This is a genomic window from Aliarcobacter vitoriensis (assembly GCF_048320235.1).
Taxonomy (GTDB): domain Bacteria; phylum Campylobacterota; class Campylobacteria; order Campylobacterales; family Arcobacteraceae; genus Aliarcobacter; species Aliarcobacter vitoriensis.
Genome location: NZ_CP182882.1, coordinates 137,592 through 156,622 on the forward strand (window position 1 = coordinate 137,592; position 19,031 = coordinate 156,622).

General features: G+C 25.5%; 20 protein-coding genes. 17 read left to right on the forward strand and 3 right to left on the reverse strand.

Translation table 11 applies throughout. The features are described from left to right. Positions 1 to 20: 20 nt before the first annotated feature. Positions 21 to 380, forward strand: a complete 360-nt coding sequence (locus ACNSOS_RS00725) for a DCC1-like thiol-disulfide oxidoreductase family protein (RefSeq protein ID WP_418185548.1) — start codon at positions 21 to 23, stop codon at positions 378 to 380. Here the strand turns inward: ACNSOS_RS00725 and aat are convergent. Then, positions 377 to 1,042: a leucyl/phenylalanyl-tRNA--protein transferase gene (gene aat / locus ACNSOS_RS00730; RefSeq protein ID WP_418185549.1), complete on the reverse strand. Its 666-nt coding sequence runs from the start codon at positions 1,040 to 1,042 to the stop codon at positions 377 to 379. The two genes, ACNSOS_RS00725 and aat, sit on opposite strands and share 4 nt — an antisense overlap. A gap of 51 nt (positions 1,043 to 1,093) precedes the next feature. Here aat and ACNSOS_RS00735 point away from each other — a divergent pair, with 51 nt between their 5' ends. Continuing rightward, positions 1,094 to 1,768: a pseudouridine synthase gene (locus tag ACNSOS_RS00735; RefSeq protein WP_418185550.1), complete on the forward strand. Its 675-nt coding sequence runs from the start codon at positions 1,094 to 1,096 to the stop codon at positions 1,766 to 1,768. Here the strand turns inward: ACNSOS_RS00735 and ACNSOS_RS00740 are convergent. Continuing rightward, entirely contained in the window at positions 1,761 to 2,387 is a 627-nt protein-coding gene (locus ACNSOS_RS00740; protein WP_418185551.1) for an HAD family hydrolase, read from the reverse strand. The genes ACNSOS_RS00735 and ACNSOS_RS00740 overlap by 8 nt on opposite strands. A 304-nt stretch (positions 2,388 to 2,691) precedes the next feature. On the opposite strand from ACNSOS_RS00740, the gene ACNSOS_RS00745 reads away from it, so the two are divergent. The 7 genes from ACNSOS_RS00745 to ACNSOS_RS00775 all read left to right on the forward strand — a co-directional run bounded on the left by ACNSOS_RS00745 (position 2,692) and on the right by ACNSOS_RS00775 (position 9,408). Then, positions 2,692 to 3,438, forward strand: a complete 747-nt coding sequence (locus tag ACNSOS_RS00745) for a sulfite exporter TauE/SafE family protein (RefSeq protein ID WP_418185552.1) — start codon at positions 2,692 to 2,694, stop codon at positions 3,436 to 3,438. 27 nt (positions 3,439 to 3,465) lie between these two features. Next, complete coding sequence (locus tag ACNSOS_RS00750) at positions 3,466 to 3,648, forward strand: hypothetical protein (protein ID WP_418185553.1); 183 nt, start codon at positions 3,466 to 3,468, stop codon at positions 3,646 to 3,648. Between the two features lie 14 nt (positions 3,649 to 3,662). Continuing rightward, positions 3,663 to 5,582, forward strand: coding sequence for a TonB-dependent receptor (locus tag ACNSOS_RS00755; RefSeq protein WP_418185554.1), 1,920 nt, complete (start codon positions 3,663 to 3,665; stop codon positions 5,580 to 5,582). A 1-nt stretch (position 5,583) separates the two neighbouring features. Further along, complete coding sequence (locus ACNSOS_RS00760; protein WP_418185555.1) at positions 5,584 to 6,417, forward strand: ABC transporter substrate-binding protein; 834 nt, start codon at positions 5,584 to 5,586, stop codon at positions 6,415 to 6,417. Next, positions 6,392 to 7,090 (forward strand): ATP-binding cassette domain-containing protein, encoded by a 699-nt coding sequence (locus ACNSOS_RS00765; RefSeq protein WP_418185556.1) that lies wholly within the window; start codon positions 6,392 to 6,394, stop codon positions 7,088 to 7,090. Before ACNSOS_RS00760 ends, ACNSOS_RS00765 begins: the two co-directional genes overlap by 26 nt. Then, the gene (locus tag ACNSOS_RS00770) at positions 7,087 to 8,046 is read left to right on the forward strand and encodes a FecCD family ABC transporter permease (protein ID WP_418185557.1); all 960 of its coding nucleotides are present in this window, start codon (positions 7,087 to 7,089) and stop codon (positions 8,044 to 8,046) included. Before ACNSOS_RS00765 ends, ACNSOS_RS00770 begins: the two co-directional genes overlap by 4 nt. 177 nt (positions 8,047 to 8,223) lie before the next feature. Continuing rightward, a complete protein-coding gene (locus tag ACNSOS_RS00775) occupies positions 8,224 to 9,408 on the forward strand; it encodes a cation:proton antiporter (RefSeq protein ID WP_418185558.1) in 1,185 nt (394 codons plus the stop codon). 1 nt (position 9,409) lies between these two features. On the opposite strand, the gene ACNSOS_RS00780 is transcribed toward ACNSOS_RS00775, so the two are convergent. Beyond that, positions 9,410 to 9,901 carry a SixA phosphatase family protein gene (locus ACNSOS_RS00780; protein WP_418185559.1) on the reverse strand — a complete coding sequence of 164 codons (492 nt, stop codon included), beginning with the start codon at positions 9,899 to 9,901 and terminating at the stop codon, positions 9,410 to 9,412. An 80-nt stretch (positions 9,902 to 9,981) separates the two neighbouring features. Between ACNSOS_RS00780 and ACNSOS_RS00785 the strand changes: the two genes are divergently transcribed. From ACNSOS_RS00785 to mog, 8 genes are all read left to right on the forward strand, one after another. Further along, positions 9,982 to 10,581: a transglutaminase-like cysteine peptidase gene (locus tag ACNSOS_RS00785; RefSeq protein ID WP_418185560.1), complete on the forward strand. Its 600-nt coding sequence runs from the start codon at positions 9,982 to 9,984 to the stop codon at positions 10,579 to 10,581. Further along, positions 10,578 to 12,458, forward strand: a complete 1,881-nt coding sequence (locus ACNSOS_RS00790; RefSeq protein ID WP_418185561.1) for a LapD/MoxY N-terminal periplasmic domain-containing protein — start codon at positions 10,578 to 10,580, stop codon at positions 12,456 to 12,458. The genes ACNSOS_RS00785 and ACNSOS_RS00790 overlap by 4 nt, the downstream gene beginning before the upstream one ends. An 85-nt stretch (positions 12,459 to 12,543) precedes the next feature. Beyond that, complete coding sequence (gene aroB / locus ACNSOS_RS00795; protein WP_418185562.1) at positions 12,544 to 13,578, forward strand: 3-dehydroquinate synthase; 1,035 nt, start codon at positions 12,544 to 12,546, stop codon at positions 13,576 to 13,578. Then, a complete protein-coding gene (locus ACNSOS_RS00800) occupies positions 13,579 to 15,261 on the forward strand; it encodes a mechanosensitive ion channel domain-containing protein (RefSeq protein ID WP_418185563.1) in 1,683 nt (560 codons plus the stop codon). It begins immediately after the preceding gene. A gap of 11 nt (positions 15,262 to 15,272) precedes the next feature. Continuing rightward, positions 15,273 to 16,541, forward strand: coding sequence for a tRNA (N(6)-L-threonylcarbamoyladenosine(37)-C(2))-methylthiotransferase MtaB (gene mtaB, locus ACNSOS_RS00805; RefSeq protein WP_113892687.1), 1,269 nt, complete (start codon positions 15,273 to 15,275; stop codon positions 16,539 to 16,541). Continuing rightward, positions 16,501 to 17,997: an AAA family ATPase gene (locus tag ACNSOS_RS00810; RefSeq protein ID WP_418185564.1), complete on the forward strand. Its 1,497-nt coding sequence runs from the start codon at positions 16,501 to 16,503 to the stop codon at positions 17,995 to 17,997. The genes mtaB and ACNSOS_RS00810 overlap by 41 nt, the downstream gene beginning before the upstream one ends. Then, positions 17,984 to 18,502: a pimelyl-ACP methyl ester esterase BioV gene (bioV, locus tag ACNSOS_RS00815; protein ID WP_418185565.1), complete on the forward strand. Its 519-nt coding sequence runs from the start codon at positions 17,984 to 17,986 to the stop codon at positions 18,500 to 18,502. The genes ACNSOS_RS00810 and bioV overlap by 14 nt, the downstream gene beginning before the upstream one ends. Beyond that, positions 18,499 to 19,026 (forward strand): molybdopterin adenylyltransferase, encoded by a 528-nt coding sequence (mog, locus tag ACNSOS_RS00820; RefSeq protein ID WP_418185566.1) that lies wholly within the window; start codon positions 18,499 to 18,501, stop codon positions 19,024 to 19,026. Before bioV ends, mog begins: the two co-directional genes overlap by 4 nt. Positions 19,027 to 19,031 lie beyond the last annotated feature (5 nt).

Below are 19,031 nucleotides of genomic sequence, written 5' to 3' on the forward strand. Positions count from 1 at the left end.
ATAAAATTTGAAAGATTATAATGATAAAAAAAGATAAAATAGTTATATATTATGATAAAGACTGCCCATTTTGTGATAATTATGTAAATTTTTTGAAATTAAAAGATAGATATGAGCTTATATTAAAAAATGCAAGAGAAGAAAGAAATGATACAAATTTTGATATAAATGATGGATTTATAGTTATTTCGAACGATAAAGTGTATCAAGGTTCAAAAGCTTTAGAGTTTTTAAATAGTATTGTAAATAAAAATACAATTTTAGGAAAATTGCATTTTTTCTTCAAATATGACAATATTTTTTCAAAAATATTATATAAAATACTATTTTTATTGAGAAAAATATCACTTATTTTAATTGGTAAAAAATCAAATATTTAAGATTTTAAAATCTTAAAATACTCTTTACGGCTTATCTCATAAGCTCCAAGGCTTTCCAAATGTGGATTATAAACTTGACAATCTATCATTTTTATACCATTTTGTTGTGCTTGTTGGCAAAGATGATAAAAAGCTACTTTTGAAGCATCACTTACAATAGAAAACATACTTTCACCACAAAATATATCATTTATCAAAAGCCCATAAAGTCCACCTACAAGTTCATTATCTAAATATGTTTCAATTGAGAAAGCAATACCCAGTTCATGTAAATTTGTATATGTTTTAATAAAGTTATCATCTATCCAAGAACTATCTTCATGCTTTCTTTTTACTTTAGCACAATAGTTTATAACTCTTTCAAAATTTTCATTTGATTTTACTACAAAACCTTTATTTAGTATCGATTTTTTAAGACTTTTTGACACTTTCATATCATTTGGATATAGAACCATTCTTTTATTTGGGCTATACCAGTTTATATATCCATAATCATCTATAAACCAAGGGAATAAGCCATTTTCATAAGCATTTATAACTCTTTGAGGGTGAAAATCTCCACCAATAGCAACTAAATCATCATTCATCATATCTAAAGTTGGAAAATCAAAGTTGTTTTCATCTAAAAGCCAAATTTTATGTTTTTTATCTAGTAGTTTCATATTTGTATTTTATATCAATAATGCTAATATCCAAATTTTAAAGGAAAAGTTATGAAAAGAATAGATGCATATTTATCAAGTTTGGGGTATTGTTCACGAAGTGAAGCAAAAAAGTTTTTAAAAATGAATGATGTTTGTATAAACCAAAGTAGGGTTTTTAATACTTCAATAAAAGCAAATCATAGTGAAATCAGTGTAAATGGTGAAAAATTAGATGATGAAAAATTGCTTATTTTACTTCATAAACCAGATGGATATATTTGTTCTCATAATGATGCTGGAAAATTGATATATTCACTTTTACCACAAAGATGGCAAAACAGAAATCCAAAAATATCAACTATTGGAAGATTGGATATTGATACAACAGGAGCTATTTTATTAACTGATGATGGAGAATTAAATCATAAACTATCAAGCCCTAAAAATAGTGTTCCAAAAATATATGAAGCAAATTTAGAAAAACTTTTAACTCAAGATATTATAGATATATTTTCAAGTGGAGATATGATTTTAAAAGGTGAAGAAAAAGCACTTAAACCAGCAAAACTAGAAATTATAAATCCAAATTTAGCAAGATTAGAAATAGTAGAAGGTAAATATCATCAAGTAAAAAGAATGTTTGCTTATGTAGGAAATAAAGTCTTAAAGCTACATAGGGTAAGTTTTTATGATTTTAAAGTTGATGATTTAAAAGAGGGTGAATACAAGCTAATTTCTATTTAAAGAATTTAGCTTTTATTCTATCTTCTAGTTCATAAACTGTTTCGATAGCTTCATCTACATAATTAGAAAAACCCCAATTTACTAGTATAGAATCAACTCCAGCATTGTTTGCAGCCATAATATCTTTTTTTGAATCACCAACCAACTGAGCATTTTCTTTTTTGATATTATGTATATCTAAAATTTTATTTATCATATCTGGATTTGGTTTTGGTTTTTCTACATCGTTGTAACCCAAAATAGATGAAAAATAGTGATTTATTTCAAGATGATTTAGCATTTTATTTGCATAAACTGAATTTGCATTTGTAGCAACTGCAAATTTAAACTCACCTTTTAGATTGTCTAAAAGATTTTTAATTCCGTCATATAATACTAAATCAGTCAAACAGTTTTTGTTATAATAATCTTTAAAAAGCTCTTCTTGATGTTTTGTAAACTCTTTTGTTCCATAAAAAAATTCTGCACTATTTATGTTTGGATCATTTACATTTTCTAAAATATAATTTTTATGCATTGGTTCAAATCCCAAATTTTCTCTTACATAATTCACTGTATTAGCAATAGAATAACCACTATCTAAAAGTGTTCCATCCATATCAAAAATTATTAACTTCATAAAATTTTCCTAAAATATTTAATAAAACATTATAATATTTATATGATAAACAGAAAGTTAAAACATTTTTTTCAAAATAGGACAAATTTTATCTTATTTTAATATTAGAAGTATTATAATTCTTTCATAGGATATTTGTATTGAATCCTCCTACTACTAAATACAATGTTTTTTAGTATCCTATACTTTTTTTGAAATGAATTGAATAATATATCGGGCTTTACAGTTTTCCCTCTGTAAAGCCTTTTTTTATGCCAAAATCTATATAATCACAGATTATTTTTAAATTTCTAAGGGCTTATATATGGAAACATTTAGCTTAATATCTATTATTAGCATTGCACTTTTAGGTTCTTTCGGACATTGTATTGGAATGTGTGGTGGAATAGTAGTAGCATATTCAAGCTCGAAAATAAAAGATGATTATACAAAAGTAAGACAAATTATTGCACATTTAATGTATGGATTTGGAAGAGTTACATCTTATAGTTTTTTAGGTGCTATTTTTGGATTTTTAGGTTCAATTGTAGCTTTTTCTTCTATAACAAAAGGTTTTTTATTTTTTTTAACAGGAATTTTACTTGTCATTGTAGGATTTTCTCTTTTAGGAAAGTTAAAATTTCTTACAAAAATTGAACACTCTTTTTCAAAATCTGTAACTTATCAAAAAATATTTAGAAAAGTAATATCTAGTGATTCATTTTTTAGTTTTTATTTAGTAGGAATATTGAATGGATTTTTACCATGTGGATTTGTATATGTTTTTGCAATAACAGCTGCTAGTACTGCGAGTGCTTTACAAGGTGCTTTTATTATGTTTATATTTGGGCTTTGTACTATTCCTGCACTATTTGTATTAGGATTTTTTGTAGGAATTTTTAAACAATCAAATTTAAGAAATATTTTTATGAAACTAGCTTCTATTTTAGTAATAGTTTTTGGACTTTTTACTATGTATAAGGGATTTATATTTATCGTAAATCCAGATTCTACAATGATTAATCATATGAATATAAGTGAAGATAAAAATCACAATATGCAACATCATTAATATAAAAATTTTATAAAGGAGGAAAAAATGGTTAAGAATATAAAAAAATATTTTAGTTTTTTTGGGATTTTATTTGCAACTGTAAGTAGAAAACTCTTAAGTAGTTGCTGTAAAATAGACTCGGTTTTGTCTAAAATACCAAAAATAACTAAAGAGTTATTAGAAAAACAACTAAAACCAATAAAACTTTATTCAACAAACAATATATAAAAATAGGAAGAAAAATGAAAAACAAAATATCTACAAGCTTAGTTGCTGGGCTACTTATAGCAACAAATCTTTACTCAACAGACACTTTAGAAACAATAACTGTTACATCAAATGCAATAGAAACTGATGAAAAAAAAGCAACATTTTCTACTGAAATATATACAAAAAAAGATATAGAAATATCAAAATCTAAAGATATATATGATTTTTTAGCTTCTCAAACTTCGGTTAATGTTATGCCAAATTTTGGAAACAAATTTTCTCAAAGTTTAGATATAAGAGGGTATGGATTAGAAAATGGAAATCAAAACTTGATTGTTAATGTAAATGGAAGAAGATTAAATAATATTGATAATTCTCCACAACTTTTGGCTTCAATTCCATTAGAAAGTATTGAAAAAATTGAGATATTAAAAGGTAGTGGTTCGGTTGTTTATGGAGATGGAGCAAATGCTGGTGTTATAAACATTATAACAGATAAAAAAAATAGTAACTATATAAAAACATATTTAGGGAATAACACTTCAAAAGGTGGAGTTGTAAGTTTAGGATATGGAAATGAATATATAATAGCAAATGCCTATGTGGATTATAGTTCTACAGATGGAAGTATTGAAGATATAAATGAAAATAAAGATGAGAACTATATAAAAAATAAAAATTTTAGTTTAGTTTTTACTCCAACTGAAAGTTTAGAATTAAGTTTAGGAAGAACTTATTCTAATATGAATACAAAATATGGAAATCCAATAACTTTAAAACAGTTTAATGAAAATCCAAATAAAACTTCATCTCTTACAGAGCAATATTTTAGTTCTTATGTAACTACTGTTGGAGCAAGATATGATTTTAATCCAAATTTTTGGATAGATGCAAATTTTAGTGATGAAGATAAAAAAAGTAAATTTGTAAATTTTAATAGTGAATCAAAATACAATTATAAAACTCTTTCATCAACTATAAATTATAAAGATAATATGTTTAAAGTTGTTGCTGGTATAGATGGATTTGATGGTGATAAAAAGGAAAATGGCAATATAACTACAAAGAAAAATAAAGCAGCTTTTACATCTGTTGAACTTAATGCAACTGAAGATTTGACATTTTCAACAGGATTTAGAAGAGAAAATATAGAGTATGAATATAAACCTCAAGGTAATACAAACTTAAAAAAAGACCATTATATAAATGCATATGATTTTGGTGTAAACTATGTTTTAACTGAAAATCAATCAATTTTTGCAAATTATAATAGAAGTTTTCAATCACCAAATATTGATATGTTCTTTTCAAAGGATTATTCTAATTTTCCTTTAGTTTCTATAAAATTCAATGATTTTATTGAGCCATCAAAAGTTCAAAATTATACAGTTGGATATAACAATTTTCAAGAAAACAATAAATTAAAAGTTTCATTATTTAGAGCTAATTTAACAAATGAAATGTTTACAGACCCAAATACTTGGGAAAGCACAAATATAGATAAATCATATAAATATGGATTTGAACTATACGATAAGTTTTTAATCAATGAAAATTTATTTACATCTTTGAATTATTCTTATATTATCTCAAAAATTGATAGAGAAAATGAAGGTAATGGTGCTTATAATGGTAAAAAATTACCAGGGGTTTCTAAACATAATTTAACAGTAGGTTTGGGATATGATTTCTATAAATTTTCAACTTTTGTATCTCACTCATACAAAAGTAGTGCATATGCTTTAAATGACTTTGAAAATAGATTTAGTCAAAAACAAAAACATTATCATTCAACAGATTTATCTTTGACTTTTACTCATAAAAATTTAGAAATATTTGGAAAAATTCAAAATCTATTTGACCAGAATAATGGTATTTGGGTTCAAGATGATGGGATTTATCCAGTTAATTTTGAAAGAACATTTTATGCTGGTATGAAAGTAAGTTTCTAATATGAAAAAGCTACTTTTATCTTTTTTATTTTGCACTTCATTGTTCTCTTATGAGAGAATTATAACTTTAAGTCCATCAGTAAATGAGATAGTTTATGCCCTAAATTTAGGGCATAAAGTAGTTGCAAATACAGAATTTTGTGATTATCCACTAGAATCAAAAAATATACAAAAAGTTGGTGGATATGGTAATGTTTCACTAGAAAAGATAGTTTTATTAAATCCAGATATTATAATAACTCACGATTTTGATGAAAAGTTAAACTCGAATTTAAGAAAATTAGGCTTTGACACTAAAGTATATACTACAAAAACTATGAAAGATATACAATATACTATTACAAATCTAGGAGAAGTTTTTGAAGAAACAAAAAAAGCAAAAGAGTTAAATCAAAAAATAAATGATTCTTTAAAATCTTTAGAAAACATAGTAACTAATCAAAAAATCTTAATAGTAATAAGCCCGCAAAACACTCTATCAAATCAGATTTATGTAGCTGGAAATTATGTGTATTTTGAAGATATCATAAAAAATAGTCAAAATAAAAATGCATATTTTTCAAATTCAAAAGCACAACCTGTTTTAAATACGGAGAAGATAATAAAATTAAATCCAGATATAATAGTTTTATTAGCACCATTTTTAGAAGATAAAAAAGACGAAGAATCAAAAATAATAAAGCTTTGGGAAACTTTACCTATTAATGCAAGTAAAAATAAAAATATATATTCGATTTCAAAGGAATATGCAGGTATTCCAAGCCATAGAGTAGAGTATTTTATAAAAGATTTTAAAAAGATATTAGAAGATGTTAGAGATAAAAAACTACAATAATTTTATATTAAAAAATATATCATTTTGTCTAGAAAATGGTGAGAATTTACTAATTCTAGGAGAAAATGGAGCTGGAAAATCAACTTTAGCAAAAGTTTTATCAAATTTAATACCAAATGACAATGTAAAAATATTTCAAGAGAGTTTATCAAAAATTTCAAATAGTAAAAGAGCTGAATATATAAATTATATACCACCAAAGTTTGAGATTTTTGATGAATTTATGACAGTTTTAGAGTTTTTAGAAAGCTCTTTTATTAAAGATTTTGATGAAAAAAAGTTAAATGAAGTCTTAAATATATTAAAATTAGATAAATTTTCACAAAAATCTTGTAAAAACTTAAGTTCTGGAGAAAAACAGCTTTTGCTAATGGCTAGTTCTATATTACATAATGCAAAAATTACAATTTTTGATGAATTAACAGCAAATTTGGATATAAGTAGGATAAAAGATATTTTTTTACTTCTTAAATCTGATTTGTTAAATCAAAAAATTATCATAACCCACAATCTTGATTTTGCTTTTGCACTTAAATATAAAGTTTTGTTTTTAAAAGAAGGAGAAATTGAGTTTTTTGGTGAGAGTGAAGAGTTTTTTAATGATGAAAATTTAGAAAAATTTTACAATAAAACTATAAAAAAATTGCAAAATCACTTGGTGGTGGATTTATGAAAATACTACTATATATTTTCTCTATAATTTTAATCTTTATATCGCCATTTATGGGTGAAATCTCTCTAAATATTCAAAATATAGTTGATTTTACACACAAAGAAAATATTATATTTTGGGAATTAAGAGTTCCAAGAGTAATTTTAGCCTTTTTTGTTGGAGGAATTTTAGCTTTGGGTGGGCTTGTTTTTCAATCAATTTTTAAAAATGAACTTATTACCCCATATACTTTAGGAATAGCTAGTGGAACTACTCTTTTTACTGCTTTTACAATAGTTTTTTTGCCATTTTTACCATTGCTTTTAGGTTCTGTTTTTGGTTCATTCTTTACAATAATAATTTTATTTTTTATCTCAAAAATATTAAACAATAACATAATATCAAGTTCTACAAACTCTATTTTACTCATTGGAATTGCTTTATCATATTTTTATGGCTCGGCTTTGATGATGATTTTTTATATGAGTAATTTACAAGAAAATTACTCAATAGTTAGGTTTACTCTAGGAAGCTTAGATATAGTTGGATTTGAAGATAGTTTTATTGTTATGTTTGTTGCATTTATTTTTTTAATTTTTATCAAATATTTCCAAAAAAGTATAAAATTGATACTTATTTCAAATGAAACTGCATTTTTGAAAGGTCTAAATGTTGATAAAACGAACTTATTAATATTGATTTTTGTATCTTTATGTATTGGAATAACTATAAGTTTTGTAGGACCAATAGGTTTTATTGGGCTTGTTATTCCACATATTGTAAAAATAATTTATAAAAAAAGTGCAGAAAAACTATTTTTTCCTACTTTCTTTTTTGGTGGAATTTTTTTACTTTTTTGTGATTTAATTTCAAGAAACTTAAATACAGATTCAACTCTTCCTATTGGTGTTGTTACTGCTTTTATTGGTGCTCCATTTTTTGTTTATCTTTTAATAAAAAAGAATAAAAAAAGATAATTTTTTACAAAAGAATTAAATTCTTAAATAAAAAATTAATTTAAATTTTTAATATTATTTTAATATGGTACACTTCAACTTACAAGTAAAAATTGAGTTTTTAATGATTTAAAAACACTTATTATCAATCAATTTCATCACCCATTAGCTCTTCTTTTAACTCAAATTATTGTTATTATGATAGCAACTAGGATTTTTGGTTTTATCGCAACAAAAGTTTTATTACCAATTGTTGTTGGAGAGATTATTGCAGGTATTATTTTAGGACCATCTTTTTTAAGCTCTATGCTTCCAGCTTTTTCAGAAACATTATTCCCTAAATCATCTTTGGGTAATTTAAGTATGATTAGTCAGCTTGGATTAGTATTCTTTATGTTTGTTATAGGAATGGAACTTGATTGGGATAGTTTGAAAAGTAAAATAAAAGAGTCGGTTGTTATAAGTCATTCTAGTATTCTTTTTCCGTTTTTTTTAGGATTAGGATTATCACTATTTTTATATAATGAATTTGCTCCTAAAAATATTTCTTTTATTCCATTTGCATTATTTATGGGAATTGCTATGAGTATTACGGCATTTCCAGTATTGGCTAAAATAGTAAAAGAGAGAAATATTTCAAATACTTCTTATGGAGCGATGTCTTTAACTTGTGCAGCAGCAGATGATGCAACAGGATGGTATATTTTAGCAATAATTATAGCTATATCTTCATCTACATCTTTAGGAGATTCAGCTTTATCATTGGGATTAATAATTGCTTATATGTTGATTATGATTTATTTAATTAAGCCATTTTTAGCTTGGTTTGCTTCTAAATATCAAGATGATACGACACTTAATATGAGTATGGTTGCAATTATTTTAATAGTTTTATTATTATCTTCTTTAGCTACTGAAATTATAGGAATTCATGCACTTTTTGGAGCATTTATTGCTGGAGTTATTATGCCATCAAATAAAGATTCAAAATTAAGAGAAAAGTTAATTCCAAAAATTGAATATGTAAGTGTTCTTGTACTTTTACCACTATTTTTTGCATTAACAGGTCTTAGAACACAAATTGGATTGATGGAAACATCATATCACTGGTATATTTGTGGAATTATTATATTAGTTGCAGTTGCAGGAAAGCTTTTAGGAGCTGCTTTGTCATCTAAATTTATGGGATTTTCTTGGTCTGATTCTTTTAGAATTGGTGCTTTGATGAATACTAGAGGTTTGATGGAACTTATTGTTTTAAATATCGGATATGAGTTAGGAATTCTTAGTGCTGAATTATTTGCTATGTTTGTAATCATGGCTTTAGTTACAACAGCTATGACAGGACCGCTTTTACATCTAATAGATAAAATAAAAAAATAGCTTAGCTATACTTTTTAGGGAACTCAAAGCATATTAATTTTGAGTTCTCTTTTGAAATATCTTTCCAAAATTCTATATCAAAATCTATTTCTAATATTCCACAAGTTGGAATATTTTCTTTAAAGTCATTCAATACAAAGTTACTTAAATCATTAAGTCCAGGATTATGTCCTATTAAAAATATAGTTTTATATTTATCATCTGTGTTACTTAAAATTCTTAATAAGTTCTCAAAAGGAGCTTCATATATAGATTCTTCAAAAACTATACTTTCTTTGTATTTAAACTCTTTTATAAAATATTCTGAAGTTAGTTTTGTTCTTATAGATGGAGAAGATATTATTAAGTCTGGATTTAAGCATTTTTTATTCAATATCTTTGCCATAAAAGGAGCATCTTTTAAACCTCTTTTATTTAAAGGTCTATCAAAATCATTTAAAAGAGGATTTGTCCAATCAGATTTTGCATGTCTAATTAAAACTAATTTTTTCATATTCATCCTATATCATTTTTTTAATTTTAACATAAATACAAAAAAAGATAAAAAAGTGATATTTTAGATATAATAGACTTATGAAAATTTTTATAAGTATAATTTTTCTACTCTTTTTCACTTTGAATGCAGATTTTGTTGGCACATCTTTACTTGATAAAGTGGAAGCTAAATATGGTAAATTTGCAAAAAATAGGTTTGTAGCCTTAAATAACTTATTAGAAAAAAACAAAAGTGTTGATGTAAACATTAAACTTGAGAAAGTTAATGATTTTTTTAATAGTGTAAAATATGCAAGTGATCAAAGTATATATGGGGTGAGCGATTATTGGGCGAATCCTTATGAGATGCTAGCTAAAGATAAGGCTGATTGTGAAGATTATGTTATTGCTAAATATTTTGCATTAGAGTATTTAGGAGTACCAACTTCAAAAATGTTTTTAACGTATGTTAGAGTAAAGGCTTCTAATGAAGCACATATGGTATTAACATACTTTGAAACACCAAATTCTGAACCATTGATTTTAGATAATTTGCGAAAATCTATTCAACCTGCATCAAAAAGAACTGATTTAGTTCCAGTTTTCAACTTTAATCCAAATATTTTAAAGGGTGAAAAAACGGCTGCACATAAAAAGTGGGATACTTTAATTCAAAATTATAAAGGGCAAAAAATATGAGTTTATTTAAACAAGTTGCTATAGTTTTAAGTTTTATTTTTTTAATACTATTTGTATTAATCATTGGTTTATCTTTTAATATAATAAAAGATTCAGCTTCAAAATCTTTGTATGATAATGTACAAAATAGTGTTACAAGTACAAGTTTGTCTATTACAAATGCGGGAGTAGATGAAGGTTCTATAAAAACTGTTATGAATGCCAGTTTTGACAATGGTAATTATGCAAAAATTGTATTCAAAAATACAAATGAAGATATTGTTTATGAAAGACAAAAAGAACAGATTTCTAATGAATATAGAGATGTTCCTCATTGGTTCATAGAAATTGTTGATATTGGTGAAATTTCAGCTCTTGCTAGTGTATCAGAAGGATGGAATGTTTTAGGTGTTTTAGAAATATATGGAGATAAAGAGATATTTTATGAGCAAACATATTCAATGTTTATTAAGCTTGTACAGTCTTTATTGATTAGTTTTGTTGTGTTAATGATAGTTTTATTTTTGCTATTTACTTATATTTTAAAACCTTTAAAAATAATAGATAAACAAGCAAAAGCAGTTATGGAAAATGAGTTTATATTATCTAATCAAATTCCATTTACGCAAGAGTTTAAATCTCTTACTTTTGGAATAAATAGTATGGTTAAAAAGTTTGAAGGTATGTTTAAAAATACAAATGAAGTATTAAAAACGAATAAAGAACTTTTATATTTTGATGAACACTCAAAAATGAACAATAGAAAATATTTTATATTAAAAGCAAATGAATATTTAGATAAAGATAGCACAAATAATAAGGGTTTTTTAGTACTTATTAATATAAACATTCAAGATATAAATAAAACTTATGGCTTTGCAAAAACAGATAAATTATTACAAAATTTAGGTAAAACTATGAAAGAACATTTTTGTGATGATATGAATGTTGTTGTAAGACTTAATGGTCCTGATTTTGTAGTTCTTATTCCAAATTCAAATGAAGATATTGTAAAAGAAAATTTAATAAAATTAATAAATTCTTTAAAAGATATCGAAGAGTTTAAAAATAATATATGTTTTGGTATGTTGAAATATGAGAATGAAGATGGAATGAGAGAGTTATTTACAAAAATAGATTATACATTTTCTCAAGCAAAAATACATACAGAAAAAGATTATTTTTATGCAAAAAATATTGAGAATTTTAAAACAAAAGAAGAGTGGATTAATATTTTAAATCTATCTTTAAAACAAGAGTACTTTAAGTTAATTCATAGAGATATTGTTGATATAAATTCTAAAGAACAATTTTTAAAAACAGTTAGTTTTGAACTTGATTTTCAAGGCGAAACTATAAGATATGGAGAGTTTATAGCTCCTGTTTTAGAACAAAATAGATTAGATGAAGTATATTTACATATTATTGAAAAAGTTTTCAAAAATAGTAAGGAAAATGAACTTGTATCTATACAATTACCAACAATGTTTATAGAAAAGTTGAGTAGCTATGCTAAATTAAAAGATATTTTAACAAGATATAAAAATCTTTCAAAAAATGTTATTTTTGAAATAGAAGAAGAAGCATTTAACAAAAATTTAAATAGTACATTGATGTATGTAGAGTTATTTAAAGAGTACAATTTCAAATTTGCTATATTTAACTTTATTGCAAATAGCGATGATTATAACTACTTAAAAGAGTTAAAACCACTATACATTAAAGCTTCAAAATTCTTCTTACTTGAATCAAGACAAAGTTTGAATATGCTAAAAATATTAACGCAGTCTTTGGATATTAAACTTGTTGCTACTTCAGTAGATGAAGTTGCAGAGATAAAAACTTTAGAAGAGATAGGAATAAACGCTATTTCTGGTTCAGTTATGGCAAAACTTTAAAACTTGCGTCATGTCAAGAAAGGCTTTTTTTAGCTTTTTTTGGCTATTATCTAGCATTATATACAAAGATAATGGAAAATAGATAATGACTGTACAAATAAACCTTTCAGAAGAAAATTCATATAAAATTTACATAGAGAAGCTAGAAGAACTAAACTTTGATAGAAAAGTTGTAGTTGTTACAAATCCAACTGTTAGCTCGTATCACCTTGAATATTTAAAATCAAAAATAAAAGCACGTGAATTTACGATTTGTACAATTCCAGATGGAGAAGAGTATAAAAATATGCAAACTTTAGAGATGATTTTATCATCTTGTTTTGAAGCAAGACTCGATAGAAAATCTTTACTTATTGCATTTGGTGGTGGAGTTATTGGTGATATGACAGGATTTGCTGCTTCAATATATCAAAGAGGTATTGATTTTATTCAAATTCCAACAACACTTCTTTCTCAAGTTGATGCAAGTGTTGGTGGTAAAACAGGAATAAATAATAAATATGGAAAAAATTTAATAGGGACTTTTCATCAACCAAAAGCTGTTTATATAGATTCATCGATGCTTAAAACTTTGCCAAAAAGAGAGTTTGGTGCTGGAGTTGCTGAGATTGTAAAAATGGCAGTTACATTTAATAAAGATTTTTTTATTTGGCTTGAAAATAATGATTTAAATAAAGAAAACAATATTGATATAGCTATTCAAAAATCTGTTAAAACAAAAGCTTGGGTAGTTTCTCAAGATGAAAAAGAACAAGGTTTAAGAGCTGCATTAAATTATGGACATACTTTTGGACATGTAATAGAAAATGAAACAAATTATAAAATGTATTTACACGGTGAAGCTGTTGGAATAGGTATGTGTATGGCAAATGCTTTAGCTGTTAAGTTAAATCTTATGAGTAGTGAAGATGCTAGAAGAGTTGAAGATTTATTAAAAAAATATGATATCCCAACAACTTATAAAATAAAAGATGTTGAAGATTTTTATGAGCATTTTTTCTTAGATAAAAAATCTTCAAACAATAAAATAAAATTTATTGTTCCTGTTGGTATAGGTGATTGTAAAATCACGGATGATATTAGTAAAAATGATGTTATTGAAGTTTTAGAAGGATTTTAATTGTTAAAAAAAATATTTTTAGCTTTTGTACTAATAAGTTTCTCTTTTTCAAGTGTATTTAGCTTAAGTGCCAATGAAAAAGTAGAAAAAAAAGAGCAAAAAACAAATACAAAAAATACAAATAAAGATGATAGTGTTTTAGAGATTGAAAATATGGTTGAGATAAATATTTTATTGGAGAAAATCAATAAAATAGAATCAACATTTAAAGATAATATTTTATTAAAAAGATACTCTAATTATTTATCATATAGCAAAATTTCAGCCGAATTGGATCAATTAAAAGATAGTTTAAAGAAAAAAAACAATTTAGCTGAGGAGTTGGAGTATCAACTTCTAAATAAAATTAGAGTAAAAGAAAATGAGTTAGAATTAATAGCAGAGTATAAAGGTTCTCCTATTGGTTCTTTGATGAATCCTCCTGAAATAGAGAAATTTGAGAATATTACAAACCCATTTGGAATAATAAATGCTCTATCAAATATTAAAAAAATAGAAAATAATAGACAACAATTCAATACTTTAAAAATGCAAATAGAGACTACTTTTCAAGCTTTAGAAGAAGAATTGACTACTTATAGAGAACTTTATGCTCTTGATTCAAAAAGTGAGTATAAAGAGAAAATTACATTTTTAGATAAACAAAAAAGAGATTTTGATATTGTTTTAGATATCGTTACTACAACTCAAGAAGTTTATGGTAAAAAAATAGAACAAGTTATATTAGAGATTAAAAATCAAATAACTCAACAAATACAAAAAATGTTTTTAATATTTGGTATTATTGTTTTCTTATTTGTAATATCATTTTTAGTAAAACTTACTTTGAAAAAGTATTTCTCACAAACTGAAAATTATTATATGGTAAATAAAATCATAAACTTTACCCTAGCTTTTTTAGTTTTGATGGTATTACTTTTCTCGTATATAGATAATGTTTCATATCTTGTAACAATTCTTGGATTTGCATCAGCTGGTATTGCGATTGCTTTAAAAGATTGGTTTATGTCGCTTTTTGGCTGGATGGTTATCGTAACTTCTGGATTTATTCAAGTTGGAGATAGAATTAGAGTTACAAAAGGAAATGTTGAAACAGTTGGAGATGTTTTGGATATTTCGTTATTTAAGATAACTATTAGAGAAGATGTTACTTTAGTTACATATATGCAAAATAGAAGAGCTGGAAGAATATTTTTTATACCAAATAACTATATTTTTTCTGAACTTATAGCAAATTATAGTCATAGTGAACTAAAAACAGTTTGGGATGGAATAGATATAACTTTAACATTTGATTCAAATCATAAAAAAGCACAAAAGATTATAAGAGAAATATTGAAGCACTATTCAAAAGGTTATAGTGATATTACAAGAAAACAGTTATCTAAAATGAGAAATAAATATCAGTTAAGAGCAACTGGAGTAGAACCAAGAGTATTTACTTTTATAGAGCCACATGGAGTTGTGATTTCTGGTTGGTACCTTACAAACTCTTTTGCTGCTTTAGTTTTAAGAAGTACAATAAGTACGGAAATTCTCGAAGCATTTATGAAAGAAAGTGATATAAATATTGCTTATCCAACACAACAAATTAATCTTAATAGAACAAGTAATCCTTATGGTCCAGCAATGAATAGAAAAGTTGTTCCAGAAGAGTTAGAAGAACTAACAAATAAAGTGTAGGATAATATTTTATGAATTTTTCACAAAACAAACCAAAAGTATACTTTAAAACTTTTGGCTGCAGGACTAATCTTTTTGATACACAAGTTATGATTAGTAATTTAAAAGATTTTGAAGTAACACAAGATGAAAAAGATGCAAATATTGTAATAATTAACTCTTGTACAGTTACAAATAGTGCAGATAGTACAGCAAGAAGTTATATAAATAGTTTAAAAAACTTACCAACAAATCCAAGAGTTGTTTTTACAGGTTGTGGAACAAGAACAAAAGGTGAAAAACTATTTAGTGAGAATAAAATTGATTCACTTTTTGGACACTCTGAAAAAGAGAATATCAATGATTTACTTTTAGAAGATAAAAGATTCTTTAAGTTAGGTGATTTAACCCATTTGGATAAAACAATAGTTGAAGAGTTTGTAGGTAAAAGTAGGGCATTTATAAAGATTCAAGAAGGCTGTGATTTTAGATGTTCATACTGTATTATCCCTTATGTAAGGGGAGATGCTAGAAGTTATGAAGAAAAAGTAATTTTAGAACAAATAGAAACTTTAGCACAAAATGGTTTTGGAGAGTTTATTTTAACAGGAACAAATGTTGGTAGTTATGGTAAAAAACAACATACTTCATTAGCAAAACTTCTTAAAAAGATGTCACAAATAAAAGGTGTTAGACGAATAAGAATGGGAAGTATTGAACCAATACAAATAGATGATGAGTTTAAAGAACTTATAAATGAACCATTTATGGCAAAACACTTACATATTGCACTTCAACATACTTCAAAAGATATGTTGAAAATTATGAATAGAAGAAATAAAGTTTTAAGTGATTTGGAACTTTTTGAATTTTTAAAAGATAGTGGATATGCATTAGGAACAGATTTTATAGTGGGGCATCCTGGCGAAACTCCTGAAATTTGGAAAGAAGCTATGCAAAATCTTAAAAGATTTCCTTTAACTCATGTTCATGCTTTCACTTATTCAAAAAGAGATGGAACTCCTAGTGCTACTATGAAGCCTGATATAAAAGGTGATATTGCAAAAGATAGATATATTGAACTTGTAGAAACTATCAAACAAAAAAATTATGAGTTTAGAAGAGATAATAAAACTAAACTTGAAGTATTGGTTGAACAAGAGAAAAATGGAAAATATATAGGACTTGATCAATATTTTAATCAAATTGAGATAAGTAGTGATGAAGATTTAGTTGGAGATTGGTTATATTTAGAAGATTATGAAGTGGAGTTTACTAAAAATGCAACAAGATTCAAATAACAAAAATATAGAAAAAAACTTTAAGTTGATGATTATATCAGCTATTGTACTAATAGTACTATTTTCTTATACTATTTATAAAAGTAGCTCAAATATACAAGGAAGTTCATACTATTTTGGTATTGGATTTTTATTTATATTACTTATTTTATCTCTTGTTTTAAGAGCCAATCAAAATAAATTAAGAAAATATTTAGAAAATAAAAAAGGTATAAAACCTAATATAAACTCTTTTGATATGGAACTTCAAAAAACTACACAAAAAGCTCAAGAAAATTTAGAAAGCAACATAAAACCAGTAACTTCAAATATAACTTTTAAAGATGTTGCAGGAATAAAAGAGATAAAAGAAGAACTTGAAGAAATTGTTGATTTTTTAAATAATCCCATAAAATATAATAAATTTGGTGTAAAACTTCCAAAAGGTGTTTTACTTGTAGGTGTTCCTGGAGTTGGAAAAACTCTAATAGCAAGGGCAGTTGCAGGAGAAGCACAAGTACCATTTTTTTATCAAAGTGGAGCTAGCTTTGTACATATTTATGTTGGAATGGGAGCAAAAAAAGTTAGAGAACTTTTTACTCAAGCAAAATTAAATGCACCTTCAATAGTATTTATAGATGAAATAGATGCAGTTGGAAAGGCAAGAAGTGGAAAATCAAATGATGAAAGAGAATCAACTTTAAATGAACTTTTAACTCAAATGGATGGATTTGATGGAGAAAGTGGAGTTATAGTAATAGCTGCAACAAATAAAATAGAGGTTTTAGATGATGCACTATTAAGAGCAGGGAGATTTGATAGAAGATTGTATGTAGGATTGCCAAATATAGAAGATAGAAAGCAAATTTTAGAGTTATATTTAAAAGATAAAGATAGTAAAATAGATATAGAAAAACTTGTAAATGAAACTGCTGGATTTAGTTCAGCAGCTCTTTCAACACTTGTAAATGAAGCACTTTTAAATATGATAAAAAATAATAAAAAAGTATTAGATTATAGTGATATTGAAGTTGCAAAAAATAAGTTAGAATTTGGAAAAAAACAGATAAAAATTTTAGACAATGAACAAAAAGATATTTTAGCAATTTACCAAGTAAGTAAAGCATTTATTTCAAAAAGTAAGATATCTCTTTTAGATGAAAGTGTCTCAAAACTGAATTCAACTTATCCATCTTATAGTGAATTATGCGAAAATATCAAACGAGATTTAGCTGGTTTTGTTGGACTTGAAGTGATAAAAAAAGAGAAATTTGCTATAAATAGTGAAGACTTAGATAGAGCATATAAATCAGCTGATATAGTTGTAAATAAGTATAAAATGGCAAATAATATAGATGAACTTATATCAAATATTAAAGATGAACTAAGAGTTGAATTATCTTCAAATGTAGCTGAAATAAATAGATTAAAAGAAATTATGCTTAAAAATGAGGTAATAACTATTGGAGATTTGTAAAAACTTTTTTAGTGGATTTTGTTTTGAAAATGAAAGTGAACTTTTCAAAGAGTATTTAGTTTCAAATGATTTTACTGTTAGTGGTTTCTCTTACGGTGCAATAAAAGCCTTTGAATATGTTTTAAATTCAAAAAATAGAGTTGATAAACTTCAACTTTTTTCTCCAGCTTTTTTTCAAACAAAAGATGATAAATTCAAAAGAATGCAACTTATGTTTTTTAAAAAAGATGAAAACTCATATATAAATAGTTTTTTAGGAAATGTAAAATCTCCAATATACAAAGATATAGAAAAATATTTTAAAAAAGGAAGTTTTGAAGAGTTAGAAACACTTTTAAACTATATTTGGATTGAAGGTGATTTAGAAAAACTTATAAAAAATGGTTTAAAAATAGAAGTTTTTTTAGGCGAAAAAGATTTGATAATTGATAGTTTAGTTGCAAAAGACTTTTTTAAAAATTATGCAACGGTTTATTATTTTAAAGATAAAGGACATTTATTATGATAGCAAAGATTGGGATTGTAACAGCAAGTGATAGAGCAAGTGCAGGAATATATGAAGATTTATCAGGAAAAGCTATAATAGATACTTTGAATGAGTATTTAAAATCTCCTTGGGAACCAGTTTATAGATGTATTGAAGATGATAGAAATACTATTGAAAATACTTTAAAAGATTTAGTTGATAATGAAAAATGTTGTTTAGTTGTAACAACAGGTGGAACTGGACCAGCAGTTCGTGATGTAACTCCAGAAGCGACTGAAAATGTTTGTGATAGGATGATGCCTGGTTTTGGGGAACTTATGAGAAGTGTTAGTTTACAATATGTGCCAACTGCGATTTTATCAAGACAAACAGCAGGATTAAGAGGAACTTCTTTGATTGTAAATCTTCCAGGAAAACCAAAATCAATTAGAGAGTGCCTTGATGCAGTTTTTCCAGCAATTCCTTATTGTATAGATTTGATGGATGGAGCATATTTAGAAACAAATGAAGATATTATAAAAGCTTTTAGACCAAAAAAATAGAAATT